Raw genomic sequence first — 25,885 nt, 5'->3', positions numbered from 1 at the left:
AGCGGCGAGTATGTTTAAGCAATACCTGCAAGTAACGAAACCAGGCATCATCTTTGGCAACCTGATCTCTGTGATCGGAGGGTTCCTGCTGGCCTCTAAAGGTAGCATTGATTACACCCTCTTTATCTACACGCTGGTCGGTGTGTCACTGGTTGTTGCGTCCGGTTGTGTATTTAACAACTACATCGACATGGATATCGACAAGAAGATGGAAAGGACCAAAAATCGGGTGCTGGTTAAAGGCCTGATCGCCCCTTCCGTCTCGCTGGTGTACGCCACCTTGCTGGGTATTGCTGGCTTTATGCTGCTGTGGTTTGGTGCTAACCCACTGGCCTGCTGGCTGGGGGTGATGGGGTTCGTGGTTTATGTGGGCGTTTACAGCCTGTATATGAAACGTCACTCCGTTTACGGCACGCTGATTGGTTCTCTCTCCGGCGCTGCGCCGCCGGTGATTGGTTACTGCGCGGTCACGAACGAGTTCGACAGTGGTGCAGCTATCCTGCTGGCTATCTTTAGCCTGTGGCAGATGCCGCACTCCTATGCCATCGCGATTTTCCGCTTTAAGGATTATCAGGCAGCGAATATCCCGGTTCTGCCGGTCGTGAAAGGCATCTCCGTTGCCAAGAACCACATCACGCTGTACATCATCGCTTTTGCCGTGGCAACGCTGATGCTCTCTCTGGGCGGCTACGCTGGATACAAATATCTGGCGGTAGCGGCCGCAGTGAGCGTCTGGTGGCTCGGTATGGCGCTGCGCGGTTACAAAGTGGAAGATGACAAAGTCTGGGCGCGCAAACTGTTTGTGTTCTCGATTGTGGCCATCACCTCGCTGTCCGTGATGATGTCCGTAGACTTCATGGTGCCTGAATCACACAACCTGCTGACTTACGTCTGGTAAGCCACAACAGGTGAATAAAGGGGTGCTTAGGCACCCCTTTTTATTCACTGAATCTATTAATAACGCATGTAATATTTGTTAAATAACCCTTTATTTACCCCGCCCCTTCCCCGCACTACACTATGGCCTGCTTTTGAACTGAGGTGGTAATGAACGATTATAAAATGACGCCAGGCGAGCTTCGCGCGACCTGGGGCTTAGGGACTGTCTTCTCGCTACGGATGCTTGGCATGTTTATGGTCCTGCCTGTTCTGACCACGTACGGTATGGCGTTGCAGGGAGCCAGCGAGGCACTGATTGGACTCGCAATCGGCATCTACGGACTGGCGCAGGCTGTATTCCAGATCCCGTTTGGCCTGCTCTCTGACCGGGTTGGACGAAAACCGCTGATTGTCGGTGGTCTGCTTATTTTTGTTCTCGGGAGCGTCATTGCCGCCCTCTCCCACTCCATATGGGGCATTATTCTTGGCCGGGCCTTGCAAGGTTCCGGTGCAATAGCTGCTGCGGTGATGGCATTGCTGTCAGATTTAACCCGCGAGCAAAACCGCACTAAGGCGATGGCGTTTATCGGTGTAAGTTTTGGCGTCACCTTTGCCATTGCAATGGTGCTCGGCCCCATTATTACCCATGCACTCGGCCTGCACGCCCTGTTCTGGATGATTGCCGTGCTGGCGACAATGGGTATCGTCTTAACCCTATGGGTGGTGCCAGACAGCAAAAACCACGTCCTCAACCGTGAATCCGGGATGGTAAAAGGCTGCTTCAGCAAAGTGATTGTCGAGCTGCGCCTGCTCAAGCTCAATTTTGGCATTATGTGCCTGCATATCCTGCTGATGTCGACCTTTGTCGCCCTGCCAGGCCAGCTTGCTGCGGCGGGTTTCCCGGCCGCTGAGCACTGGAAAATCTATCTGGTCACGATGCTGATTTCGTTTGTCTCTGTCGTACCGTTTATTATCTACGCCGAAGTGAAACGCAAGATGAAGCGTGTTTTCGTGGGCTGCGTGGCGGTACTACTGATTGCCGAGATTGTGCTCTGGGGCTCCGGCCCGCACTTCTGGGAACTGGTAGCGGGTGTGCAACTCTTCTTCCTTGCGTTTAACCTGATGGAAGCGTTGCTGCCGTCGCTTATCAGTAAAGAATCTCCTGCGGGTTACAAAGGCACGGCGATGGGTATTTACTCCACCAGCCAGTTTATCGGCGTGGCAATTGGCGGTTCGCTTGGCGGCTGGGTGGATGGTCTGTTTGACTCACAAACCGTATTCCTTGCAGGCGCGCTGCTGGCCACTGTCTGGCTGCTGGTCGCCAGCACCATGAAAGAGCCGCGCTACGTCAGCAGTCTGCGAGTAGAAATCCCTGATGATGTTGAGATCAACGACGCGCTAAAACAGCGTCTTGAAACCACGGAGGGGGTAAGTGAAGTGCTGATAGCCCCGGAAGAGCGTAGTGCCTATGTCAAAATAGACAGTAAGGTGACCAACCGCTTTGAAGTCGAGCAGGCGCTCAAAGCCTGAAAAAATGCCCGGCCAGACCGGGCATTTTCGTCTTAATCGCGGAAGTTTTTAAACTGGAACGGTTGTCCCAGATCACCGCCACGCACCAGCGCCATCACGGACTGCAAATCATCACGGGATTTGCCCGTTACACGAATTTCTTCGCCCTGGATCTGCGCCTGCACTTTCAGCTTGCTGTCTTTGATGAGCTTAACGATCTTCTTCTGCACCGCGCTCTCAATACCCTGCTTCAGTTTGGCTTCGACAAACCAGTTTTTACCGCTGTGCACAAACTCTTCCGGCACATCCAGAGATGTCCCTTCAATGCCGCGCTTTAACAGCTTGGCACGCAGAATGTCGAGCAGTTGATTTACCTGGAAATCAGACTCGCTCAGCACCTTAATAGTCTTATTTGCATCGTTCAGCTCAAACGATGCCTCAACGCCACGAAAATCGAAACGTGACTCAACTTCGCGGGTTGCGTTCTCTACGCCGTTGCGAACTTCCTGGATATCAACTTCGGAAACAATATCGAAAGATGGCATCTTTTCTTCTCCCTTCACTTTTGTTGCGTTGCATAATACCCGCTACGAGGCATAACTCAACAGAAGCTTAGCTGTATAATTAAGCCGTAACACCTGGCGCAGTTGCAGGTGAGGAGGAACAATGAAAATTACAGTGCTCGGATGCGGAGCGCTTGGTCAGCTGTGGTTGACCGCGCTGTGCAAGCACGGACATGAGGTTCAGGGCTGGCTGCGCGTGCCCCAGCCCTATTGCAGTGTAAACCTGATTGGTGAAGACGGAAGCATCTTTAACGAATCTCTCACCGCGAACGATCCTGACTTCCTGGCGCAAAGTGACCTTTTACTGGTGACGCTCAAGGCATGGCAGGTTTCAGACGCCGTAAAAGCACTGGCCGCTCAGCTCCCCCCCACTTCCCCTGTTCTGCTGCTGCATAACGGCATGGGGACGCTTGATGAACTTAAAAGTATCCCACAGCCCCTGCTGATGGCGACGACCACTCACGCTGCACGTCGCGACGGCAATATCATCGTACATGTTGCCAGCGGTGTAACGCATATCGGCCCTGCCAGAACACAGGATGACGACTACAGTTATCTTGCCGACGTACTGCAGAAGGTATTGCCGGACGTGGCCTGGCATAACAATATCCGTCCTCAGCTCTGGCGCAAGCTGGCCGTAAACTGCGTGATTAACCCGCTAACCGCGTTGTGGAACTGTCCGAACGGAGAACTGAAAAATCATCCGCAGGAGGTTGCGATGCTGTGTGCGGAAGTCGCGGAGGTCATTGAACGGGAAGGCTTGCATACCTCGGCGGAGGATTTACGCTATTATGTCGAGCAGGTTATTGATAGTACTGCAGAAAACATCTCCTCGATGTTGCAGGATGTTCGGGCATTACGCCACACTGAAATCGACTACATTACCGGCTATCTGCTAAAACGCGCACGCGCACACGGCATCGCGGTACCGGAAAACGCCCGTCTGTATGACCTGGTTAAATGTAAGGAGAGTGAATATGAGCGCGTCGGCACTGGTCTGCCTCGCTCCTGGTAGCGAAGAGACAGAAGCGGTCACCACCATTGATTTGATGGTGCGCGGCGGTATTAAGGTGACAACTGCCAGCGTCGCCAGCGACGGTAATCTGGCAATCTCCTGCTCTCGAGGGGTGAAGATCCTCGCAGATGCCCCGCTTGTGCAGGTGGCCGACGGGGAATACGACATCATCGTCCTGCCTGGTGGCCTGAAGGGCGCAGAGTGTTTTCGCGACAGCCCGCTGCTGGTCGAAACCGTGCGCCAGTTTCATTTATCCGGCCGTATCGTCGCAGCCATCTGCGCCGCCGCCGGAACGGTTCTGGTTCCGCACGATATTTTCCCCATCGGCAATATGACCGGCTTCCCGGGGCTTAAGGATACGATCCCGGAAGAGCATTGGGTGGATAAACGCGTCGTCTGGGATCCGCGCGTCAACCTGCTCACCAGCCAGGGACCTGGCACGGCGATTGATTTTGGCTTAAAGATTATTGACCTGCTGGTCGGGCGAGAGAAGGCGTACGAAGTGGCGTCATCGCTGGTGATACCGGCGGGGATTTATAATTATTACGAAGAGTAGTGCAAAGAAAAGCCGGGTGGCGGCTGCGCCTTACCCGGCCTACAAATGCATACCCCCGTAGGCCCGGTAAGCGAAGCGCCACCGGGCGAGAAACTACGGGCGATACACCTTCACATTTGCAAAGCCCTGCTCGCGCAGATACAGCGCCTGCAGACGGCTCATTACCCCACGCTCACACCACAGCAGGTAGGTTTTGCTCTGGTCGAGGTCGCCAAATTTGGTGCTCAGCTTGTAGAACGGCAGAGAAACCACTTCGACGCCTTCAACCTGCAGCGGCTTGTCATCCTGCTCATCAATGGAGCGAATATCCAGAATTGCATCGTTAGCGCCGAAACCGCTCACGGTTTCAACTTCTACGACTTCCTGCTCGGTCTGCTGGGCAATCTCACGGATATCAATGTTGGACGCTTCCGCCACCACTTTTTCCAGAATACCGAAATCGAAGTTCTCTTCTTCTGCTTCGATCTTCGCCTTCACCGCTTTGACGGTCGGGCTTTTTGAGATCACGCCGCAGTATTCCGGCATGGTACGGGCAAAATCTTCAGTACCGATTTCACGCGCCAGGTCGATGATGTGCTCTTTGTCGTGGGAAATCAGCGGACGCAGGATCAGCGTATCTGACACGTTGTCGATCAGACGCAAGTTGGTCAGCGTCTGGCTGGAGACCTGGCCAAGCGCTTCACCGGTAACCAGCGCCTGCACGCCGTAGCGCTCAGCCACCTTGGATGCTGCACGCACCATCATACGCTTCAGCACCACGCCCATCTGACCGTCGTCGACTTTCTCAAGGATTTCGCCGACCACAGGTTCGAAGTTAATCGCGACGAAACGCACCCGGTGAGAACTGCCAAAGCGGTTCCACAGATAATGCGCGACCTGGCGAACGCCGATTTCATGCGCCGCGCCACCCAGGTTGAAGAAGCAGTAGTGCACGCGGCAGCCGCGACGCATCAGCATATAGCTGGAGACGCCGGAATCGAAGCCACCCGAGATCAGCGACAGCACATCTTCCTGAGTACCGATTGGGAAACCGCCAATACCTTCGTAACGACCTTTTACCAGCAGCAGACGATCGTTTTCGATCTCCAGGTTAACGGTCACGTCCGGGTTGGTCAGACGCACGCGCGCAGACTCGACATGCTGGTTCAGACCGCCGCCAACGTAACGTTCCACTTCAATGGAGCTGAATTCATGCTTACCGCGACGCTTCACGCGGACACAGAAGGTTTTGCCTTCGATCTGATCGCGGTACTGCACCAGCGCTTTTTCGAAGATGTCATGCAGGGAGGTGAAAGGAACATCTTCCACTTCCAGAATATGGTGAATGCCCGGAATACGGGTCAGTGCGTCGCGGATATCCTGACGTTTGTTTTCGTCTTTCGCACGGACTTCAACGTGGTCCCAGTGGCGCACCACGGCGAGGGTTTCGTCGTAGTGCTTTAATACGTTACGAATGTTCCCGGTGAGAATTTTAATAAAGCGCAAACGCACAGATTGGCTTTTGATGGTGATTTCAGGGAACAATTTAATGATAAACTTCATGGCGGCAATGTTTCTTAGGCAAGCTTATAAGGCTTGTAATGGAAAAATACAGCAGCCCCTATAACCGAAGGCTGCTTCCAGGCGCGCAAGTATACCACCATCGCGCCGCTCCTGTGCACATTGCGCGTTATTTGATAATTGCCCTGAGTCCGTTACCATGTCGGGGCTGAGAATATAAGAGTCAATTCACTATGCCGAAGAAGAACGACGCACCGGCCAGTTTCGAAACTGCGCTGAGTGAACTGGAGCAAATCGTTACCCGTCTTGAGAGCGGCGATCTCCCGCTGGAAGAGGCACTCAACGAATTCGAGCGTGGCGTGCAACTGGCACGTCAGGGTCAGGTCAAACTGCAGCAGGCCGAGCAGCGTGTGCAGATCCTGCTGTCCGATAGCGAAGACGCTAAAACCACGCCTTTTACACCGGACGCCGAGTAAATGGATTTTGCCAACGAGCTTCAGGCATGCGTCGCGCGTGCCAACGATGCGCTGCGCCGTTTTATCGAGCCACAGCCTTTTCAGAACACTCCACTGGTTGAGGCCATGCACTATGGCGCACTCTTGGGTGGAAAGCGTCTGCGCCCATTCCTGGTCTATGCCACAGGCAATATGTTTGGTATCAGCGAAAACACGCTGGACGCTCCGGCAGCCGCCGTTGAGTGTATCCATGCCTACTCGCTGATCCACGATGATTTACCGGCAATGGACGATGACGACTTACGTCGGGGTCAACCTACCTGCCATATCAAGTTTGGCGAAGCAAATGCCATTCTGGCGGGAGATGCCCTGCAAACACTGGCATTTTCGATTTTGAGCGATGCACCGATGGCTGAAGTGGCCGATCGCGACCGCCTGGCAATGATCTCCGAACTGGCCATGGCCAGCGGTGTGGCCGGTATGTGCGGGGGGCAGGCACTGGATCTGGACGCCGAAGGACGTCAGGTTAATCTGGAACAGCTGGAGCGTATTCATCGCCATAAAACCGGGGCATTGATTCGTTCCGCCGTTCGCCTGGGCGCGCTGAGCGCGGGTGAGCAAGGGCGCAAAGCCCTGCCGATTCTGGACAGATACGCAGAAAGTATCGGTCTGGCATTCCAGGTTCAGGATGACATTCTGGATGTGGTGGGCGATACTGCAACATTGGGTAAACGTCAGGGTGCGGACCAGCAGCTTGGCAAAAGTACCTACCCCGCCCTGCTGGGTCTTGAGCAAGCCCAACGTAAAGCCCGGGATCTGATAGAGGATGCCCGCCAGTCGCTGAATCAACTGGCCGCGCAATCACTGGATACTTCGGCACTGGAAGCGCTAGCGGACTATATAATCCAGCGTGATAAATAAACACACTATCTCGATGAGCCTTTGATGAGTTTTGATATTGCCAAATACCCGACACTGGCGTTAGTTGACTCCACCCAGGAGTTACGTCTGTTGCCGAAAGAGAGCCTGCCGAAGCTGTGCGACGAGCTGCGTCGTTACCTGCTCGACAGCGTAAGCCGCTCCAGCGGTCATTTCGCCTCCGGGCTTGGCACGGTAGAGCTGACCGTGGCGCTGCACTATGTCTATAACACGCCGTTCGATCAGCTCATCTGGGACGTGGGTCACCAGGCCTATCCACACAAAATTCTGACCGGGCGTCGCGATAAAATTGGCACCATTCGTCAGAAAGGCGGCCTGCACCCGTTCCCGTGGCGCGGTGAGAGCGAGTATGACGTGCTGAGCGTCGGTCACTCGTCCACCTCTATTTCAGCGGGTATCGGTATTGCCGTTGCCGCCGAAAAAGAGAACAAGCAGCGCCGCACCGTCTGCGTGATTGGCGACGGGGCCATCACTGCTGGCATGGCCTTTGAGGCTATGAACCACGCGGGTGATATCAAGCCAGACATGCTGGTTATTCTTAACGATAACGAAATGTCGATTTCCGAGAACGTCGGCGCGTTGAACAACCATCTGGCGCAGTTGCTCTCCGGTAAGCTTTACTCCTCGCTGCGTGAAGGCGGGAAAAAAGTCTTCTCTGGCGTACCGCCGATCAAAGAACTGCTCAAGCGTACCGAAGAACACATCAAAGGCATGGTCGTGCCGGGAACCCTGTTTGAAGAGCTGGGCTTTAACTATATTGGCCCGGTTGATGGCCATGACGTACTGGGGCTGGTGTCGACGCTCAAGAACATGCGTGATCTCAAAGGCCCGCAGTTCCTGCACATCATGACCAAAAAAGGGCGTGGCTACGAGCCGGCGGAAAAAGATCCGATCACCTTCCACGCGGTACCGAAATTCGACCCGTCCAGTGGTTGTTTGCCAAAAAGCAGCGGCGGCATGCCGAGCTATTCGAAAATCTTTGGTGACTGGCTGTGCGAAACCGCCGCAAAAGACAACAAGCTGATGGCGATTACCCCGGCCATGCGTGAAGGCTCTGGCATGGTGGAGTTCTCCAGAAAATACCCCGATCAGTATTTTGACGTGGCCATTGCCGAGCAGCACGCGGTGACGTTTGCAGCAGGCCTGGCAATTGGCGGCTACAAACCGGTTGTCGCGATTTACTCCACCTTCCTGCAGCGCGCTTACGATCAGGTGATCCATGACGTTGCTATTCAGAAACTGCCAGTGCTATTTGCTATCGATCGTGCGGGCATTGTCGGTGCGGACGGTCAGACACACCAGGGGGCTTTTGACCTGTCGTTCCTGCGCTGTATCCCGGATATGGTCATCATGACGCCATCCGACGAGAACGAATGTCGTCAGATGCTGTTTACCGGCTACCACTATCAGGACGGCCCAAGCGCGGTTCGCTACCCGCGCGGTAATGCGGTAGGCGTTGAGCTGCAACCGCTTGAGAAGCTGGCGATAGGTAAAGGTCTGGTGAAGCGTCGCGGTGAGAAAGTGGCAATTTTGAACTTTGGTACCCTGATGCCAGAAGCAGCAAAGGTCGCTGAATCGCTGAATGCCACTCTGGTGGATATGCGCTTTGTAAAACCGCTCGATGAATCCCTGATCCTGAACATGGCGGAAACCCATGACGTGCTGGTGACGCTGGAAGAAAACGCCATCATGGGCGGCGCGGGCAGCGGCGTGAACGAAGTGCTGATGGCGAACCGTAAAGCCGTTCCGGTGCTGAACCTCGGTCTACCGGATCACTTCATTCCGCAAGGTACTCAGGACGAAGCCCGCACGGCGATTGGCCTGGATGCTGCAGGCATTGAAGCCAAAATTCGTACCTGGCTTGCCTGATCCCTCCCCTTTTCCGCTCCTGCTATGCTTAAACGTATTGTTTAAAAAGCAGGAGTGGAACCATGCAATACACGACATTAGGAAAAACAGATCTTAACGTTTCCCGACTTTGCCTGGGGTGCATGACCTTTGGCGAGCCTGACCGGGGTAATCACGCCTGGACGCTGCCGGAAGAGAGTAGCCGCCCGATCATCAAACGCGCCATCGAAGGTGGCATTAACTTCTTTGACACCGCCAACAGCTACTCCGACGGCAGCAGCGAGGAGATTGTCGGCCGTGCCCTGCGCGATTTTGCCCGTCGTGATGAAATTGTGGTCGCCACCAAGGTGTATTACCCGGTGGGCGATCTGGCTCAGGGACTTTCTCGCGCGCAGATCCTGCGTTCTATTGATGACAGCCTCAGACGCCTGAACATGGATCACGTCGATCTTCTGCAAATCCACCGCTGGGATTACAACACGCCGATCGAGGAGACGCTTGAAGCGCTCAACGACGTTGTGAAAGCGGGTAAAGCACGCTACATCGGTGCCTCATCAATGCACGCGTCGCAGTTTGCACAGGCGCTCGATCTCCAGGCACAGCATGGCTGGGCGCGCTTCGTCACCATGCAGGATCACTACAATCTGATCTATCGCGAAGAAGAACGTGAGATGCTGCCGCTGTGCCATCAGGAGGGCGTGGCGGTGATCCCGTGGAGCCCGCTGGCACGCGGTCGCCTGACTCGTCCGTGGGGGGAAACCACGGCCCGCCTGGTATCGGATGAAGTGGGAAAAAATCTGTATGAAGGCACAGAGTCCAGCGATGCGTTGATTGCCGAACGTTTAGCCGGGATTGCTGACGAAACCGGTGCCACCCGGGCCCAGGTGGCGCTGGCGTGGCTGCTGGGTAAACGCGGGGTTGCGGCACCGATTATTGGGACGTCGCGGGAAGAACAGCTTGATGAACTGCTGAATGCGGTGGACATCACGCTGACGCCGGAGCAGATTGCCGAGCTGGAGACACCATATCAACAGCATCCGGTGGTAGGGTTTAAGTAAGCCCTCACCCTCTAATCCGTAGGCCGGGTAAGGCGAAGCCGCCACCCGGCAATACAGAGCGCACAAACTTACGCGAAGTGATCGTATCCTTTCCAGTCCAGCGTAATGGGCGCACCGTCTCTCACAAACTTCAGCCCTTCGCTCTCCGGCATGATCTGCCCGATGCAGGTAAATTTCGCGCCGAGATGGGCTAACGCCACGTCCAGCGTTCCACGGTTGAGCTCAGGCACCGTGAAGCACAGCTCGTAGTCTTCACCACCGGAGAGTGCCCAGCGCAGCGCCTGCTCAGGCTCTACATGGCGAAGCAGTTGCTCTGACAGCGGGAAGAGATCCAGGTCAACGCGCGCACCCACGCCACTGGCCTTCAGAATATGGCCGAGATCTGAAATCAGCCCGTCAGAGAGATCGATAGCCGAACTTGCCCGCTCGCGCAGCGCCTGGCCGTGCAGAATACGTGGCGTTGGCCGCAAATGGCGTTTCACCAGGTACGCCGCGTCGTCAGCATCCTTCACGGTTAAGCGGTCCTGGAGGATCGCCAGCCCCGCGGCGCTGTCTCCTGGCGTACCGGTCACGTAGATCCAGTCGCCGGGTTTTGCACCCGATCGTTTCAGCGCGCGACCAAGCGGTACATAGCCATGGATCGCCAGCGTCATCGACAGCGGCCCGCCAGTGGTATCACCGCCAATCAACTGCATATCGTAGTAGTTGAGCTGCTCAAACAACGCATCGCTAAAGGCTTCCAGCCAGACTTCATCTACCTCTGGCAGCGTCAGAGCCAGCGTCAACCATGCAGGATCGGCACCCATCGCCGCCAGATCGCTGACGTTCACCGCCAGGGCTTTATACGCCAGATCGGCAGGATCGATATCCGGTAAAAAATGACGTCCGCACACTAAGGTGTCGGTGCTGATTGCCAGCGTCTGTTTTTCGGGAATATTGAGAAGTGCACAGTCATCGCCAATGCCGGTTTCAACATCAAGACGAGAGGTTCTGACACGGTCGAAATAACGGGCAATCAGGGAGAATTCGCCGCATGCCATACGTTATGCCTCAGCAAATAAAAGAAAAAACCGGAGCCGCACTGCCCATCAGGCAATGCAGAACTCCGGTTTGCGGATCACTTTTTGTGGGGACGGATCGCAGGTGCTGCTTTATCAAGTACGCCGTTTACAAACTTGTGGCTGTCTTCAGCGCCGAAGGTTTTCGCCAGTTCGATCGCTTCGTTGATGGCCACTTTATACGGCACATCATCACGTTTAGACAGCTCAAACAGCGCAATGCGCAGCACTGCTTTTTCAACCTGACCCAGCTCTTCGAGCAGACGAGACAGGTATGGCTTCATCAGACCATCGAGATACGCGCTATTAGTCGCCACTCCCGACAGCAGTTCACGGAAGTACAGAACGTCAACGTCTTTCACGTCCTGTTCTGACAGGAACTGGTATTCAACATCAGCGATGTCGTTCTGGGACAACTGCCAGGAGTAAAGTGCCTGAACGGCACATTCACGGGCGCGGCGACGAGCAGCAGGTTTCACGGAATTCCCCTTACAAAAAAATCAGGCCTTGATGGCTTTCAATACATTAATCATTTCAAGCGCGGTCAGTGCAGCTTCTGCACCTTTGTTACCGGCTTTAGTGCCAGCACGTTCGATGGCTTGTTCAATACTTTCGGTGGTCAGCACGCCAAACGCGACAGGAATTTCAGCATCCTGTGCAACGTGTGCCAGACCATTGCTTGCACCGCCCGCAACGTATTCGAAGTGCGCAGTGCCGCCACGAATAACAGTACCCAGAGCAATCACCGCGTCGTATTTACCGGTTTTTGCCAGCGCGCCTGCTGCCAGTGGCAGTTCGTAAGCACCTGGAACCCAAACAACGGTAATGTTGTCATCTTTAACCTGGCCGATACGTTTCAGGGCGTCAATGGCACCTTCCAGCAGGCTGTCGTTGATGAAGTTGTTGAAACGCGCAATGGTGATGGCGACGCGAGCGTCCGGGGTAGCTACAGCAGCTTCAATAATGTTCATACTCTTCCTTTACGGGTTCATTTGGCCCCGCAGGGGGGCGGATTTTATCATAATACTTTGCGCACTGCTTCCCTATTTCAGGAGCAATTACGCTGTCGTTAAATGGAGGCAGACATCCGGACCCACCGGACGAATCTCGCTAAATTTGAGTTGTGGTGCATCGGCCAGTTTTTCAAGGCCGGGCAGCACAAACAGGCCACGCGCGTCGCTACCCAACAGTTTAGGCGCAACGTAAACAATCAGCTCATCCACCAGCCCGGCCTGTAAGAGCGCACCGGCGAGCGTTGGACCCGCTTCGACCCAGATGCTGTTTACCTGTTGTTTGCCAAGCAGCATCATCAGCACCACGAGATCCAGATGCCCGTTATGCTCCGGCACCATGATGCTGCGCACGCCTTCCGGCCAGTCACGTGAATCTTCTTTAGTGCGCGCAATCCAGGTTTCACCAGGCTGCTGCACAATGCGGTGTTCAGGTGTGACGCGGTTCTGGCTATCAATGACAATACGCAGCGGCTGACGCAGGTTCTCCTGCGGATAAAGCGCCTGGGTATCGGCATTCAGTTCGTTCCAGCGCACGGTCATGGCCGGATCGTCAGCCAGAACGGTTTCACTGCTGGTGAGGATAGCATGGCTTTGCGCACGCAGACGTTGCACATCGCGCCTTGCCTGCGGCGAGGTGATCCACTGGCTCTCACCGTTCGCCATTGCCGTGCGACCGTCCAGAGAGGCACCCAGCTTAAGTTGGATGTACGGGAACCCGGTGCGCATGCGCTTGAGGAAGCCTTTATTGATCGCTTCCGCGTCTTGCATCATCAGCCCATGGCTTACGTTAATCCCTTCCTGCTGGAGACGATACAAACCGCGACCGGCAACCTGCGGGTTCGGGTCCTGCATCGCCGCGACGACGCGTGAAACACCCGCCGCAATCAGTGCTTCGCAGCACGGTGGCGTACGACCGTGATGACTGCAGGGCTCCAGCGTGACGTAGGCCGTAGCACCGCGCGCCTTCTCACCAGCCATACGCAACGCGTGAACTTCAGCATGTGGCTCGCCCGCACGATAGTGAAAACCTTCGCCCACAATCTCGCCATCTTTGACAATAACGCACCCGACGTTCGGGTTAGGATGGGTGGTAAAACGACCGCGCTGCGCCAGCTTCATGGCTCGCGCCATGTAAATCTCATCCTGCATGAGCTTAATCCTGTAAGCGGGCGATCTCTTCGCCAAACTCTTTGATATCTTCGAAACTCCGGTAGACCGAGGCGAAGCGGATATAAGCGACCTTATCGAGCTTTTTCAACTGCTCCATCACCAGGTTGCCAATCATCTTGCTTGGCACTTCACGTTCCCCCAGACCACGAAGATAAGATTTAATGTGATTTAACGCCATTTCAACGTCATCCGCGCTGACGGGGCGTTTTTCCAGAGCTTTAAGCATTCCGCTGCGCAACTTCTCTTCGTTAAACGGCTCGCGCACGTCGTTACTTTTTACCACGCGCGGCATGACCAGCTCTGCAACCTCGAAGGTCGTAAAACGCTCATTACACACCAGACACTGCCGACGACGGCGTACAGAAGACCCTTCGCCCACAAGACGAGAGTCGATGACTTTGGTATCCACAGCGGAGCAGAATGGGCAATGCATACGGTATCCCTGTTATCTGGTTAACTCATTTCATTTTACCCTGATCTGGCCTGACAACAAAGGAAGAGCTTTTTGAGACAAAGGATCTATGTCTGACAGGTGGATGCTGGCTACCATAATGAGGATCCGTTATTTCAAGGAAATAAACGCAATGACAAGACGTTACCTGAAGATTTTGCTGGTGGGGAGCCTCTTCACCCTTAGCGCCTGTGCACAGCAAACCGAAGTTCGCCAGATGAAACAAAGCGTCAACACGCTCAATACGGCGATGGACAAACTGAATAAAGAAACGGTGAAGATCACCCAACAAAACGCGCTGAACGCAAAATCCAGCAGCGGGGTGTATCTGCTGCCTGGTGCCAATACGCCTGCGCGGCTCAACAGCCAGATTGGCACGCTTAAAATGTCGCTGGTGAACGTTGCGGCGAATGCAGATGGTACTCGCGCAACATTACGCATCCAGGGAGAATCCAACGATCCACTTCCGGCCTTCAGTGGCACCGTCGAGTGGGGCCAGATCCAGGGCACAACCGAGAGCTATCAGGAAGTGAATGTGAAGAACCAGTTGTTCACTGCACCCGCGAGTATACTGGCGCCCAGCGATGTTGATATCCCGCTTCAACTGAGTGGACTCACGCCAGATCAGTTAGGTTTTATCCGCATCCACGATATCCAGCCCGCCGCGCAGTAATCCCTCCTTCAGCGGAGTGCAATGTCACTCCGCTAACATTTACATTTCGTATGGATTGGCAACATAAATGATTGTCGCTACAATCCCGGCCGTTTAAAGTACGCAAACGTGAACGCAATCGATTACGCGCGTGAGAGATATGTGAAACAACACATATTTTTGTGAGCAGGGATTCCTATAATAGGCACCGCAGAAACACGAAATATTTAGAAACGCAATTCGCGCATTTTTCACTCCCGGAAGGGAATTTCAATCAGTGGCATGATTATGAAAAAAACATTACTTGCAGCCGGCGCTGTGCTGGCACTTTCCTCCTCTTTCACTGTTAACGCAGCGGAAAACGATAAACCACAGTACCTCTCCGACTGGTGGCACCAGAGTGTTAACGTCGTCGGCAGCTACCACACCCGTTTCGGACCACAGATCCGCAACGATACCTACCTGGAGTACGAAGCGTTCGCCAAGAAAGACTGGTTTGATTTCTACGGTTACGTGGATCTGCCGGTATTCTTCGGTGGTAATACCGATGCGAAAGGTATCTGGAACAACGGTTCCCCGCTGTTCATGGAAATCGAACCACGCTTCTCTATCGATAAACTGACCGGCACCGATCTGAGCTTCGGTCCGTTCAAAGAGTGGTACTTCGCGAACAACTACATCTATGACATGGGTCGCAACGATTCTCAGGAACAAAGCACCTGGTATATGGGTCTGGGTACCGACATCGACACTGGCCTGCCGATGAGCCTGTCCATGAACATTTACGCGAAATACCAGTGGCAGAACTACGGTGCCTCCAACGAAAACGAGTGGGATGGATACCGTTTCAAAGTGAAATACTTTGTTCCGCTGACTCAGCTGTGGGGCGGTAACCTGAGCTACATCGGTTTCACCAACTTTGACTGGGGTTCAGATCTGGGCGACGACAACTTCTATGACAACAACGGGAAGCACGCTCGCACCAGCAACTCTATCGCTTCCAGCCACATCCTGGCCCTGAACTACGATCACTGGCACTACTCTGTTGTTGCTCGTTACTGGCACAACGGTGGTCAGTGGAACGACGATGCCAGCCTGAACTTCGGTAAGGGTGACTTCAGCGTTCGTTCTACCGGTTGGGGTGGTTACCTGGTCGTGGGTTACAACTTCTAACCTTGTGGTTGTCGCCGGGCAAAAAGCCAGCTCAGGAGCTGGCTTTTTTACTGCTTAACCTTCCGCAAAAAATCGGCCAAAGACTTGTCAGCACTCTCGCTAAACCGCCTCTCCGTCATCACAATGTTGAGACATCTGTCGAGCCGGAAACAGCGATAGTCATCGCGCCGCTCACACCACGCCGCCAGCAGCCAGCGCTCACCCCAGAAGAACAATCCTAACGGCTGAACGTCACGCTGTGAGAGCTGCCCAACTTCGTCGCGGTAATGCAACGCCAGAACGCGCTGAGCGGAAATTGCCTGATGAATCATGTCAAAATCGCTGCGGGAGTGGCTTTGCATGCAAAAATCCGGGGCGTAGATCCGCGTCTGCTCCGCCTTTCGACGACTCTCCTCAGGCAGAATTGCTAACACCTTTTCCTGAGCCGACTCCAGCTCGCGCGACAGCGATTCTCCTCCCCAGGTTTTGAGCAGGCGAATCGCCACCATTAACGCCTCGGACTCCTTGTTTGTCAGCATCAGCGGCGGTAAATCAAAACCCGACATCAGCCGATAGCCGCTTCCCGCCTCGCCCTCCACCGGCACGCCGGAAAGTGACAAGTCGCGGATGTCGCGGTAGACCGTCCGCTCAGACACGCCAAGCCTGTCCGCCAGATGCGCTGCCGTTGTCAGACGCCTGCCCCGCAGGATCTGCACAATCTGAAACAAACGGTCAGCGCGTCGGGTCATATCTTCGTTAACTCTCAGGCAGGTTGGTGGAGACCGACGCGATTACCTTCACTGTCGGTAAACAATGCGATAGTGCCAATCCCACGAGGTAATTCCAGTGGGCCGAATACACACTCACCGCCTGCGGTAACGATACGATCGAGCGTGGCAGGCAGATTGTCAGTATGCAGGTAGATAATAGCGCCTTCGTGAGACGGCACAATGCCCTCAAATTTTGCCAGCGCTCCGCCGGTACCCGGATCCTCATGCGGGAAAACGGCCAGCTCAGCGCAGTCCATTTTCTCGCGTTTTAACGAAACCTGCATCACTGGCTCATAAAAAGTAATCGCGCGATCCATATCCGTGACCGGGATTTCAAACCAGTTAATTACACTTTTCATACATCCTCCTGACTGTTTGTTTGGGTTCGAAAAGAGTCTACGACAGGGCTCCTGACAGCATACTGTCAGGAGTGTTTGTCAGGAGCAGATAAAAAAAATCCCGGTCATCAGACCGGGATTTCGATAACGCGATAAACGTCTTACGGCAGAATTGACGGCTGATCCGCCCCTTCTTTCTCGACTTTCTGCTGGAGTAAGTGCTCGCGCTTCATGCCGAGTTTCAGTGCCAGTGCGGATGCGACGTAAATAGAAGACGCCGTACCGATAGTCACACCGATAAGCATGGTCAGCGAGAAGCCTTCCAGTACCGGGCCACCGAAGAGATACAGCATCAGGATCACCATCAAGGTTGTACCGGATGTGATCAAGGTACGGTGCAGCGTCTGGGTCAACGACACGTTAAAGATTTCGTACGGCGTACCGCGACGGATCTTACGGAAGTTTTCACGAATACGGTCAGATACCACGATACTGTCGTTCAGTGAGTAACCGATAACGGACATCAGGGATGCCACGATAGTCAGGTCAATCTCAATGTGGAACAGAGACAGTACACCCATGGTGATCACCACGTCGTGCGCCAGCGCGATAACCACACCTGCCGCCAGTCGCCACTCGAAGCGGAAACCAACGTAGATCAGGATGGAGATCAGCGCCACCATCAGCGCCATCGCACCGGTTTGCGCCAGGTCAGCACCTACGCTTGGGCCGACGAACTCAATACGCTTCACAGCCGCATTCTGGCTGGTCGATTCGTTAATGACGTTCAGAACCTTGCTACCCAGCTCCTGGCTGCCGTTGGCATCGTGTACCGGAGGCATACGCACCATGATATCGCGGCTGCTGCCGAAGTTTTGCAGCAGCGGCTCTTCAAAGCCCGCTTTCTGCAGCGATTCGCGCATCTGGTCCATATCAATCGGTTTTTCCAGGGAGATTTCAATTACCGTACCACCGGTAAAATCGAGCCCCCAGTTAAAGCCTTTCACGCCCATAATGACGATGGACAGAATCAGCAGAAAACCTGAAATGCCGAAGGCCCAGTAGTCCCAGCGCATAAAGTCCCAGACTTTACGGCCGTGGTTTAATTGTTCAACAGTATATTCCTGTGCCACAACGCACTCCTCAGATAGACAGCTTTTTGACGCGCTTGCCGCCGTACAGCAGGTTCACGATGGCACGGGTGCCGACAATAGCGGTAAACATCGACGTTGCAACACCGATACCGGTAGTAATCGCAAAGCCTTTGATCGCGCCAGTACCCACTGCATACAGGATAAGAACCTTAATCAGTGTTGTTACGTTCGCATCGAAGATGGAGCTGAACGCGCCTTTATAGCCTTCTTCAATCGCCTGCTGCACAGAGCGACCGTTGCTCAACTCTTCTTTGATACGCTCGTTGATCAGGACATTGGCGTCGACCGCCACCGCAAGGGTCAGAACGATACCCGCAATACCCGGCATGGTCAGCGTCGCACCCGGCAGCAGAGACATGATGCCGATGATCAGCACCAGGTTCGCCAGCAGCGCGGACGTCGCAATCAGACCAAACTTCTTATAGAAGAAGATCATGAACAGGATAGAGACCACCAGACCGGCCAGACACGCTTCCAGACCCTGCTGGATGTTTTGCATACCCAGAGTAGGACCAATGGTACGTTCTTCAACAATCTGGATTGGTGCAATCAGAGCACCGGCACGCAGCAGCAGAGAGAGCTGACGCGCTTCGTTCGGGTTGCTGATACCTGTGATGCGGAAGCTGTTACCCAGACGAGACTGGATATTGGCGATGTTAATCACCTCTTCCTCTTTCACCAGTACCGCACGGCCGTTGGCATCTTTCTTACCGCTGTCTTTGTACTCTACGAACAGGGTCGCCATCGGTTTGCCGATGTTGTCCTTGGTGAAGTTAGACATGATGTTACCACCCGCACTATCGAGCGAGATGTTAACCTGCGGCTGGTTGTATTCGTCCTGGCTGGAAGTGGAGTCGGTGATATGGTCACCGGTCAGGATCACGCGTTTGTACAGCACAACAGGCTGACCTTCGCGGGTCTGTTTCACTTCGGAGTCACCTGGAATACGGCCTGCAGCGGCAGCGGACTGATCAACATTGGAGTTAACCAGACGGAATTCCAGCGTTGCGGTCGCACCCAGAATCTCTTTCGCACGTGCGGTATCCTGGATACCTGGCAGTTCGACCACGATACGGTCAGCACCCTGGCGCTGTACCAGAGGCTCAGCCACACCCAGTTGGTTTACACGGTTACGCAGAATGTTGATGTTCTGCTGAACGGCGTATTCACGCGCTTCACTCAGACGCGCATCGGTCATCACCGCGCGCAGCTGATTGCTGCCTGAAGAGGTGATCACCAGATCGCGGTGACGTTGAGACAGGTAAGTTACAGCCTGGTCGCGCGCCGCACTGTCGCGGAACGTGATGCTCATACCGTAGTTATCTTCTTTACGCACGGTAGTGTACGCGATGCCTTTTTCACGCAGATCGCTACGCAGGCTGTCGATATTCTGTTCCTGCAGTTTGCCCAGCGCGGTATCCATATCCACTTCCATCAGGAAGTGAACACCACCACGCAGGTCAAGACCGAGTTTCATTGGCTCTGCGTTCAGCGCAGCCAGCCAACGAGGGGTTGCAGGAGCAAGGTTAAGCGCCACGACATATTTATCACCCAGCACGCCCATCAGCGCTTCACGGGCGCGGAGCTGCGTGTCGGTGGTGTCGAAGCGAGCAAGAATTGCACCCTCTTCCAGAGCCACAGACTTAGCGGTAATTTTTTCTTCTTGTAACGTTTTCTGGACCTGGATCAGCGTTTGCTCACTGGCGGCGACACCGCGCGCGCCAGTGATTTGAACAGCCGGATCCTCACCATACAGGTTGGGAAGCGCGTACAGCAGGCCGACGAGAATCACGACGACCAGCATGATGTACTTCCACAAAGGATAACGGTTTAACACGGCAGTTCCCTTTGGGAAAAGTTGGGATTACAGCGCCTTCATAGTGCCTTTCGGCAGAACGGCAGCTACGAAGTCACGTTTGATAACCACTTCAGTGGTGTCATTCAGCGCGATAGCAATGTAGCCGCTTTCAGCCACTTTGGTTACGCGACCAACCAGACCACCATTGGTCAGCACTTCATCGCCTTTCGCGATGGAGTCCATCAGCTTTTTGTGCTCTTTGGTACGCTTTTGCTGTGGGCGCAGGATCATGAAGTAGAAGATCAGACCGAACACAACCAGCATCAGAATCAGAGACATCGGGCTGCCCTGCGCCGGAGCACCTGTTGCCGCTACCGCATCAGAAATAAAAAAGCTCATTCAAATTCCCTCATTATTAAAATTAATCAACGTTCAAAGGTGGAACGGTTCGACCCTGACGTTGGTAGAAATCGGTCACGAAGCTCTCTAATTTACCCTCTTCGATAGCCTTGCGTAAACCAGCCATTAAGCGCTGATAATAGCGAAGGTTATGAATGGTATTGAGACGCGCACCCAAAATCTCATTACAACGATCGAGATGATGCAGATACGCGCGAGAATAATTGCGACAGGTATAGCAATCGCACTCGGCATCGAGCGGACTGGTGTCACTCTTATGCTTCGCGTTACGGATTTTCACCACGCCATCGGTAACAAACAGATGACCATTACGCGCGTTACGGGTTGGCATCACGCAGTCGAACATATCAATGCCGCGGCGTACACCTTCAACCAGATCTTCTGGTTTACCCACACCCATCAGGTAACGGGGTTTATCTGCCGGGATTTGCGGGCAGACATGTTCCAGAATGCGATGCATGTCTTCCTTCGGCTCACCCACAGCCAAACCGCCGACAGCGTAGCCATCAAAACCTATCTCTACCAGACCTTTAACGGAGATATCACGTAAATCTTCGTAAACACTGCCCTGAATAATGCCGAACAGCGCATTTTTGTTCTCCAGGGAGTCAAAACGGTCGCGGCTACGCTTCGCCCAACGCAAAGACATCTCCATCGAGCGTTTAGCGTAATCCCAGTCGGCCGGATACGGTGTACATTCGTCGAAGATCATGACGATGTCAGAACCGAGATCGTACTGAATCTCCATCGATTTTTCTGGATCGAGGAAAATAGGATCGCCGTTGATCGGGTTACGGAAGTGTACGCCCTGCTCGGTGATCTTGCGAATATCACCCAGGCTGAAGACCTGGAAACCGCCGGAGTCGGTCAGGATTGGGCCTTTCCACTGCATGAAGTCGTGCAGGTCACCGTGGAGCTTCATGATCTCCTGACCCGGACGCAGCCACAGGTGGAAGGTGTTGCCGAGGATAATCTGTGCGCCAGTGGCTTCCACTTCTTCCGGCGTCATCCCTTTTACGGTGCCGTAGGTGCCCACAGGCATAAACGCGGGGGTTTCCACCACACCGCGATCAAACACCAGACGACCGCGACGCGCGCGGCCATCGGTGGTATCGAGTTCAAATTTCATTTTTTCTCCGACGTCAGAAAAACAGTCCAACGTTGTAAAACAGTGCCGCGGACTTATTCCCCGACACGCTCATTCAAAGCCTGCGGATTGTACGTGATAAACATCGCGTCCCCGTAGCTAAAAAAGCGATATTTTTGTTCTACCGCAGACTTGTAGGCATTCATCGTATGCTGATACCCCGCAAATGCAGACACCAGCATAATCAGCGTGGATTCAGGCAGATGGAAGTTGGTCACCAGGGCATCAATCACTTTGTACTGATAACCCGGGTAAATGAAGATCTGCGTATCGCCAAAGAACGGTTCGATAAGATCGTTCTTCGCGGCCTGTGCGGCGCTCTCAAGCGAACGCACAGAGGTAGTGCCGACGGCAATCACGCGGCTACCCCGACCTTTCGCCGCCAGAACAGCATCCACCACGTCCTGCGGTACTTCGGCATACTCGGAGTGCATGATGTGATCTTCGATACTGTCCACGCGCACCGGCTGGAAGGTACCCGCGCCAACGTGCAGCGTCACGAACGCCATCTCAACGCCTTTTGCACGCAGTTTTTCCAGCAGCGGCTCATCAAAGTGCAGACCCGCGGTCGGCGCGGCGACTGCGCCAGGTTTCTGGCTGTAGACAGTCTGGTACAGCTCGCGGTCGGCCTCTTCGTCCGGACGCTCAATGTACGGCGGCAGCGGCATGTGGCCGATAGCATTCAGAATGTCGAGCACAGTACGCTCGTCATCGAATTCCACCTCGAACAGCGCATCGTGGCGCGCGGTCATGGTCGCTTTGATGCTCTCGTCATCACCGAGCAGCAGCTCAGCACCCGGCTTCGGTGCCTTAGAGGCGCGAATATGTGCCAGAATACGTTTATCATCGAGCATACGTTCGACCAGCACTTCAATCTTGCCGCCGCTGGCTTTACGGCCAAACAGACGCGCCGGGATCACACGGGTATTGTTAAAGACCAGCAGATCACCAGGGTTGAGCTTGTCGAGTAAATCGGTGAAAGTACCGTGCGTCAGCTCGCCCGTTGGCCCATCCAGTGACAGCAAACGACAGCTACTGCGCTCAGGCATTGGATAGTGAGCAATCAGGGATTCAGGTAGTTCAAAGGAGAAATCGGCGACGCGCATGACGTATACTCGTGACTTAAAAACAGGCGGCATAGTCTAGTGCTCACACCCTCTTGCTGCAACAACTAGCCACCCCCGGACAAATAAAACGCATGAATTTTCTCGCTCACCTGCATCTCGCCCACCTCGCTGACAGCTCCCTTTCCGGTAATTTGCTGGCCGATTTCGTGCGCGGTAACCCCGCTGAGAACTATTCTCCTGAGATCGTCGACGGTATTTTTATGCATCGCCGTATCGACGTGCTGACAGATAACCTGCCAGAAGTGACGGAAGCCAAAGCGTGGTTTCGCCCTGAAACCCGCCGCGTTGCGCCTATCACGCTTGATGTGATGTGGGATCATTTCCTGTCGCGCCACTGGGCACAACTCTCGCCGGAGTTGCCATTGCCGGATTTTGTGCGCTATGCCCACCAGCAGGTGGCAATCATTTTGCCCGACTCGCCGCCGCGCTTTGTGAATCTGAACAACTACCTGTGGTCAGAACGCTGGCTGGAGCGCTATCGCGAGATGGACTTCATTCAGAATGTGTTAAACGGGATGGCCAGCCGCCGACCGCGCCTGGATGCGCTGCGCGACTCCTGGTATGACCTAGATGAACATTACGATGCACTGGAGACCCGTTTCTGGCAATTCTATCCACGCATGATGGCGCAGGCGAAAAACAAACAGCTCTGACAGAATTTCTATTGATAGGTAAAAGCTGGCGGAACGATTGTCACCACCTCTTTGTCTTATCCATGAACACTCTCTATACTGGCTCGCGTTGCGTTCCAAATAACCTTAGTATCTACAGGAGAATCATATGGTTCTGGTAACTCGTCCGGCTCCGGATTTTACAGCTGCAGCAGTTCTGGGCAACGGTGAAATCGTTGAAAACTTCAACTTCAAACAGCACACCAACGGTAAAGCGACCGTTCTGTTCTTCTGGCCAATGGACTTCACTTTCGTTTGCCCGTCTGAGCTGATCGCGTTCGACAAACGTTACGAAGAATTCCAGAAGCGTGGCGTAGAAGTTGTTGGCGTCTCCTTCGACTCTGAATTTGTACACAACGCATGGCGTAACACCCCTGTCGACAAAGGCGGCATCGGTGCGGTGAAATACGCAATGGTTGCGGACATCAAACGTGAAATCCAACAGGCTTACGGTATCGAACATCCGGACGCTGGTGTTGCACTGCGTGGTTCTTTCCTGATCGACGCAAACGGCATCGTTCGTCACCAGGTTGTGAACGATCTGCCACTGGGTCGTAACATCGACGAAATGCTGCGTATGGTTGACGCGCTGCAGTTCCACGAAGAGCACGGTGAAGTGTGCCCGGCTCAGTGGGAAAAAGGTAAAGAAGGTATGGCAGCCTCTCCAGACGGCGTAGCGAAATACCTGTCTGAGAACGTATCCAGCCTGTAATCGGCACGGTTTACGAAAAAGGCCCGCTTATGCGGGCCTTTTGTTTTAGAACGCGAAGCACGAACACCCTAACACGCCCCAGAATGCCTGCTCATCAGAGACAGGAATATCCGACTGGCGCGCAATACCATGCGCATGCCCATGCACACCACAACTCCCGATGCACTGGTGCATCTGTACCACCGCACCCACTTTACTTGCGGCTGGCGGTGCGGAGCGATAATGTCCGGGTACCTTCACCACCGGCGACCACTCAGGCACAACCGGAATTGGCGGTGGCGACAGTGGGCTGAAATGTCCGGCGGCATACACCACCTTGCCATCCACCACGGTCAGTACCGATTCAATGCCTTTGATCTCTTCTTCCGGCACGCTGAAGTAGTCTTTCGACAGCACCACCAGGTCCGCCAGTTGCCCTTCGACCAGGCGACCTTTTTTACCCTGCTCGCTGGAAAACCACGCACTACCTGCCGTCCACAACTCAAGGGCAACGTCGCGCGGCAGGCGGTTGTTGTCGTCATACATCGCCAGCCCGCCTACGGTTCGCCCGGATACCAGCCAGTAGAGCGCTGTCCACGGGTTATAACTCGCCACGCGAGTCGCGTCCGTACCTAACCCAACCGGCACCTCCAGTTCCAGCATTTTCGCCACGGGTGGCGTGTGCTTCACCGCCTCTTTACCATAACGGTCGACAAAGTACTCGCCCTGGAATGCCATGCGGTGCTGGACCGCAATCCCACCGCCCAACGCCTTAACGCGTTCGATATTTCGCTCGGTGATGGTTTCTGCATGGTCGAAGAACCAGTGCAACCCGTTAAACGGGATGTCGCGGTTCACTTTCTCGAACACATCCAGCATCCGACTGATGGATTCGTCATAGGTCGCGTGCAGGCGGAACGGCCAGCGGTTTTCCACCAGATGACGCACCACACGCTCCAGTTCGTCTTCCATTCCCTCTGGCAGGTCCGGACGCGGCTGAAGGAAATCCTCAAAATCTGCCGCCGAGAAGACCAGCATCTCACCGGCCCCATTCGCGCGATAGAAATCTGTTCCCTGACCCGGTTTGAGCATATCTGTCCAGCGCTCAAAATCTTCCAGTTCCTGTTTCGGGCGCTGGGTAAAGAGGTTATAAGCAATGCGCACAGTCATCTGCTCTTTGGCGTGCAGCTCAGCAATTACCTCGTAATCTTCCGGGTAGTTCTGGAAACCGCCCCCTGCATCAATTGCGCTGGTCAATCCCAGGCGGTTCAGCTCGCGCATAAACTGGCGCGTAGAGTTCACCTGCTGCTCAATCGGCAGTTTCGGCCCTTTCGCCAGTGTGGCGTAGAGGATCATCGCATTAGGTTTGGCGATCAGCATCCCGGTCGGGTTACCGTTGTTATCGCGCACAATCTCGCCGCCCGGTGGGTTCGGAGTCTCTTTGGTATACCCGACAGCTTTCAACGCCGCACGGTTGAGCAGCGCGCGATCATAGAGATGCAGCACAAATACCGGGGTATCCGGCGCCGCCTCATTGAGCTCTTCAATGGTCGGCATCCGACGTTCAGCAAACTGAAACTCGCTCCAGCCGCCGACAACACGCACCCACTGTGGTGACGGTGTGCGGTCGGCCTGAACTTTAAGCATGCGCAAGGCATCCACCAGTGAAGGGACACCTTCCCAGCGCAGCTCAAGGTTGTAATTGAGCCCACCGCGGATCAGGTGCAGGTGAGAATCGTTCAGACCGGGGATTACCGTGCTTCCCTGTAAATCGACGATCTGCGTTCCCTGCGTCGCATAACTCATGATGCGATCGTGATTACCCGTAGCAAGGATCTTGCCGTTGGCGATCGCTACCGCCTCGGTAAGCGGATTTTCACGATCGAGTGTATGGATCTTACCCTTAGTTAAGATCAGTGTGGCAGTTTGAGGCATAACGTACTCCTTTCGG

At 54.4% G+C, this 25,885-nt stretch carries 27 protein-coding genes; 12 read left to right on the top strand and 15 right to left on the bottom strand.

What is annotated here, in order from left to right; all coding sequences use genetic code 11:
• The first annotated feature begins 10 nt into the window (after positions 1-10).
• Both cyoE and HED65_RS06595 read left to right on the top strand, forming a co-directional pair.
• Positions 11-898, top strand: a complete 888-nt coding sequence (gene cyoE / locus HED65_RS06600) for a heme o synthase (RefSeq protein ID WP_028017649.1) — start codon at positions 11-13, stop codon at positions 896-898.
• Positions 899-1,047: 149 nt separating this feature from the next.
• Positions 1,048-2,409, top strand: coding sequence for an MFS transporter (locus HED65_RS06595; RefSeq protein ID WP_114977927.1), 1,362 nt, complete (start codon positions 1,048-1,050; stop codon positions 2,407-2,409).
• A gap of 32 nt (positions 2,410-2,441) precedes the next feature.
• On the opposite strand, the gene HED65_RS06590 is transcribed toward HED65_RS06595, so the two are convergent.
• Positions 2,442-2,933, bottom strand: a complete 492-nt coding sequence (locus tag HED65_RS06590) for a YajQ family cyclic di-GMP-binding protein (protein ID WP_023334701.1) — start codon at positions 2,931-2,933, stop codon at positions 2,442-2,444.
• Positions 2,934-3,054: 121 nt separating this feature from the next.
• Between HED65_RS06590 and panE the strand changes: the two genes are divergently transcribed.
• The gene (gene panE / locus HED65_RS06585; RefSeq protein ID WP_114977926.1) at positions 3,055-3,966 is read left to right on the top strand and encodes a 2-dehydropantoate 2-reductase; all 912 of its coding nucleotides are present in this window, start codon (positions 3,055-3,057) and stop codon (positions 3,964-3,966) included.
• Positions 3,929-4,522 carry a protein deglycase YajL gene (gene yajL, locus HED65_RS06580; protein WP_114977925.1) on the top strand — a complete coding sequence of 198 codons (594 nt, stop codon included), beginning with the start codon at positions 3,929-3,931 and terminating at the stop codon, positions 4,520-4,522. Before panE ends, yajL begins: the two co-directional genes overlap by 38 nt.
• 93 nt (positions 4,523-4,615) lie before the next feature.
• Here the strand turns inward: yajL and thiI are convergent, their stop codons facing one another.
• Positions 4,616-6,064 (bottom strand): tRNA uracil 4-sulfurtransferase ThiI, encoded by a 1,449-nt coding sequence (gene thiI, locus HED65_RS06575; protein WP_114977924.1) that lies wholly within the window; start codon positions 6,062-6,064, stop codon positions 4,616-4,618.
• 191 nt (positions 6,065-6,255) lie between these two features.
• Between thiI and xseB the strand changes: the two genes are divergently transcribed.
• The 4 genes from xseB to HED65_RS06555 all read left to right on the top strand — a co-directional run bounded on the left by xseB (position 6,256) and on the right by HED65_RS06555 (position 10,322).
• On the top strand, positions 6,256-6,498 hold the full coding sequence (xseB, locus tag HED65_RS06570; protein WP_008503331.1) for an exodeoxyribonuclease VII small subunit: 243 nt from the start codon (positions 6,256-6,258) through the stop codon (positions 6,496-6,498).
• Entirely contained in the window at positions 6,499-7,398 is a 900-nt protein-coding gene (gene ispA, locus HED65_RS06565; RefSeq protein ID WP_028017656.1) for a (2E,6E)-farnesyl diphosphate synthase, read from the top strand.
• A gap of 24 nt (positions 7,399-7,422) precedes the next feature.
• Positions 7,423-9,285, top strand: a complete 1,863-nt coding sequence (gene dxs / locus HED65_RS06560; RefSeq protein ID WP_114977923.1) for a 1-deoxy-D-xylulose-5-phosphate synthase — start codon at positions 7,423-7,425, stop codon at positions 9,283-9,285.
• Positions 9,286-9,347: 62 nt separating this feature from the next.
• Complete coding sequence (locus HED65_RS06555; RefSeq protein WP_114977922.1) at positions 9,348-10,322, top strand: aldo/keto reductase; 975 nt, start codon at positions 9,348-9,350, stop codon at positions 10,320-10,322.
• Positions 10,323-10,390: 68 nt separating this feature from the next.
• Here HED65_RS06555 and thiL read toward each other — a convergent pair whose 3' ends face one another.
• The 5 genes from thiL to nrdR form a co-directional block, all read right to left on the bottom strand.
• On the bottom strand, positions 10,391-11,362 hold the full coding sequence (thiL, locus tag HED65_RS06550) for a thiamine-phosphate kinase (RefSeq protein WP_114977921.1): 972 nt from the start codon (positions 11,360-11,362) through the stop codon (positions 10,391-10,393).
• A gap of 77 nt (positions 11,363-11,439) precedes the next feature.
• Positions 11,440-11,859 carry a transcription antitermination factor NusB gene (nusB, locus tag HED65_RS06545; protein ID WP_006809908.1) on the bottom strand — a complete coding sequence of 140 codons (420 nt, stop codon included), beginning with the start codon at positions 11,857-11,859 and terminating at the stop codon, positions 11,440-11,442.
• A 21-nt stretch (positions 11,860-11,880) separates the two neighbouring features.
• Positions 11,881-12,351, bottom strand: coding sequence for a 6,7-dimethyl-8-ribityllumazine synthase (ribH, locus tag HED65_RS06540; RefSeq protein ID WP_006176874.1), 471 nt, complete (start codon positions 12,349-12,351; stop codon positions 11,881-11,883).
• 87 nt (positions 12,352-12,438) lie between these two features.
• Complete coding sequence (ribD, locus tag HED65_RS06535) at positions 12,439-13,542, bottom strand: bifunctional diaminohydroxyphosphoribosylaminopyrimidine deaminase/5-amino-6-(5-phosphoribosylamino)uracil reductase RibD (protein ID WP_114977920.1); 1,104 nt, start codon at positions 13,540-13,542, stop codon at positions 12,439-12,441.
• 4 nt (positions 13,543-13,546) lie between these two features.
• Complete coding sequence (nrdR, locus tag HED65_RS06530) at positions 13,547-13,996, bottom strand: transcriptional regulator NrdR (RefSeq protein ID WP_008503337.1); 450 nt, start codon at positions 13,994-13,996, stop codon at positions 13,547-13,549.
• A 151-nt stretch (positions 13,997-14,147) separates the two neighbouring features.
• Here nrdR and HED65_RS06525 point away from each other — a divergent pair, with 151 nt between their 5' ends.
• On the top strand, positions 14,148-14,687 hold the full coding sequence (locus HED65_RS06525) for a SadB/YajI family lipoprotein (RefSeq protein WP_023310555.1): 540 nt from the start codon (positions 14,148-14,150) through the stop codon (positions 14,685-14,687).
• Positions 14,688-14,954: 267 nt separating this feature from the next.
• On the top strand, positions 14,955-15,839 hold the full coding sequence (locus tag HED65_RS06520; protein ID WP_114978091.1) for a nucleoside-specific channel-forming protein Tsx: 885 nt from the start codon (positions 14,955-14,957) through the stop codon (positions 15,837-15,839).
• A 47-nt stretch (positions 15,840-15,886) separates the two neighbouring features.
• Here the strand turns inward: HED65_RS06520 and HED65_RS06515 are convergent, their stop codons facing one another.
• From HED65_RS06515 to queA, 7 genes are all read right to left on the bottom strand, one after another.
• Positions 15,887-16,567, bottom strand: a complete 681-nt coding sequence (locus HED65_RS06515) for a helix-turn-helix transcriptional regulator (protein ID WP_114977919.1) — start codon at positions 16,565-16,567, stop codon at positions 15,887-15,889.
• Between the two features lie 14 nt (positions 16,568-16,581).
• Complete coding sequence (locus tag HED65_RS06510) at positions 16,582-16,947, bottom strand: VOC family protein (protein WP_108090709.1); 366 nt, start codon at positions 16,945-16,947, stop codon at positions 16,582-16,584.
• Positions 16,948-17,087: 140 nt separating this feature from the next.
• Entirely contained in the window at positions 17,088-18,059 is a 972-nt protein-coding gene (secF, locus tag HED65_RS06505) for a protein translocase subunit SecF (protein ID WP_114977918.1), read from the bottom strand.
• 10 nt (positions 18,060-18,069) lie between these two features.
• A complete protein-coding gene (secD, locus tag HED65_RS06500) occupies positions 18,070-19,917 on the bottom strand; it encodes a protein translocase subunit SecD (RefSeq protein WP_072032696.1) in 1,848 nt (615 codons plus the stop codon).
• Between the two features lie 27 nt (positions 19,918-19,944).
• Positions 19,945-20,277 (bottom strand): preprotein translocase subunit YajC, encoded by a 333-nt coding sequence (yajC, locus tag HED65_RS06495; RefSeq protein ID WP_000007630.1) that lies wholly within the window; start codon positions 20,275-20,277, stop codon positions 19,945-19,947.
• A gap of 22 nt (positions 20,278-20,299) precedes the next feature.
• Positions 20,300-21,427 carry a tRNA guanosine(34) transglycosylase Tgt gene (gene tgt / locus HED65_RS06490; protein ID WP_028017667.1) on the bottom strand — a complete coding sequence of 376 codons (1,128 nt, stop codon included), beginning with the start codon at positions 21,425-21,427 and terminating at the stop codon, positions 20,300-20,302.
• Between the two features lie 53 nt (positions 21,428-21,480).
• Positions 21,481-22,551 (bottom strand): tRNA preQ1(34) S-adenosylmethionine ribosyltransferase-isomerase QueA, encoded by a 1,071-nt coding sequence (gene queA / locus HED65_RS06485; protein WP_114977917.1) that lies wholly within the window; start codon positions 22,549-22,551, stop codon positions 21,481-21,483.
• Between the two features lie 92 nt (positions 22,552-22,643).
• Between queA and acpH the strand changes: the two genes are divergently transcribed.
• Positions 22,644-23,225 carry an ACP phosphodiesterase gene (gene acpH / locus HED65_RS06480; RefSeq protein ID WP_114977916.1) on the top strand — a complete coding sequence of 194 codons (582 nt, stop codon included), beginning with the start codon at positions 22,644-22,646 and terminating at the stop codon, positions 23,223-23,225.
• A 127-nt stretch (positions 23,226-23,352) separates the two neighbouring features.
• A complete protein-coding gene (locus tag HED65_RS06475; protein ID WP_008503347.1) occupies positions 23,353-23,955 on the top strand; it encodes a peroxiredoxin in 603 nt (200 codons plus the stop codon).
• A gap of 45 nt (positions 23,956-24,000) precedes the next feature.
• Here the strand turns inward: HED65_RS06475 and HED65_RS06470 are convergent, their stop codons facing one another.
• Positions 24,001-25,869 carry an amidohydrolase gene (locus HED65_RS06470; RefSeq protein ID WP_114977915.1) on the bottom strand — a complete coding sequence of 623 codons (1,869 nt, stop codon included), beginning with the start codon at positions 25,867-25,869 and terminating at the stop codon, positions 24,001-24,003.
• Between the last annotated feature and the right edge of the window lie 16 nt (positions 25,870-25,885).

The sequence above is a fragment of the Pantoea sp. LS15 genome, from assembly GCF_012241585.1.
Lineage (GTDB): Bacteria > Pseudomonadota > Gammaproteobacteria > Enterobacterales > Enterobacteriaceae > Enterobacter.
Note: the sequence above shows the minus strand (reverse complement) of the source record. Positions and strands in the feature narration are given on the sequence as shown.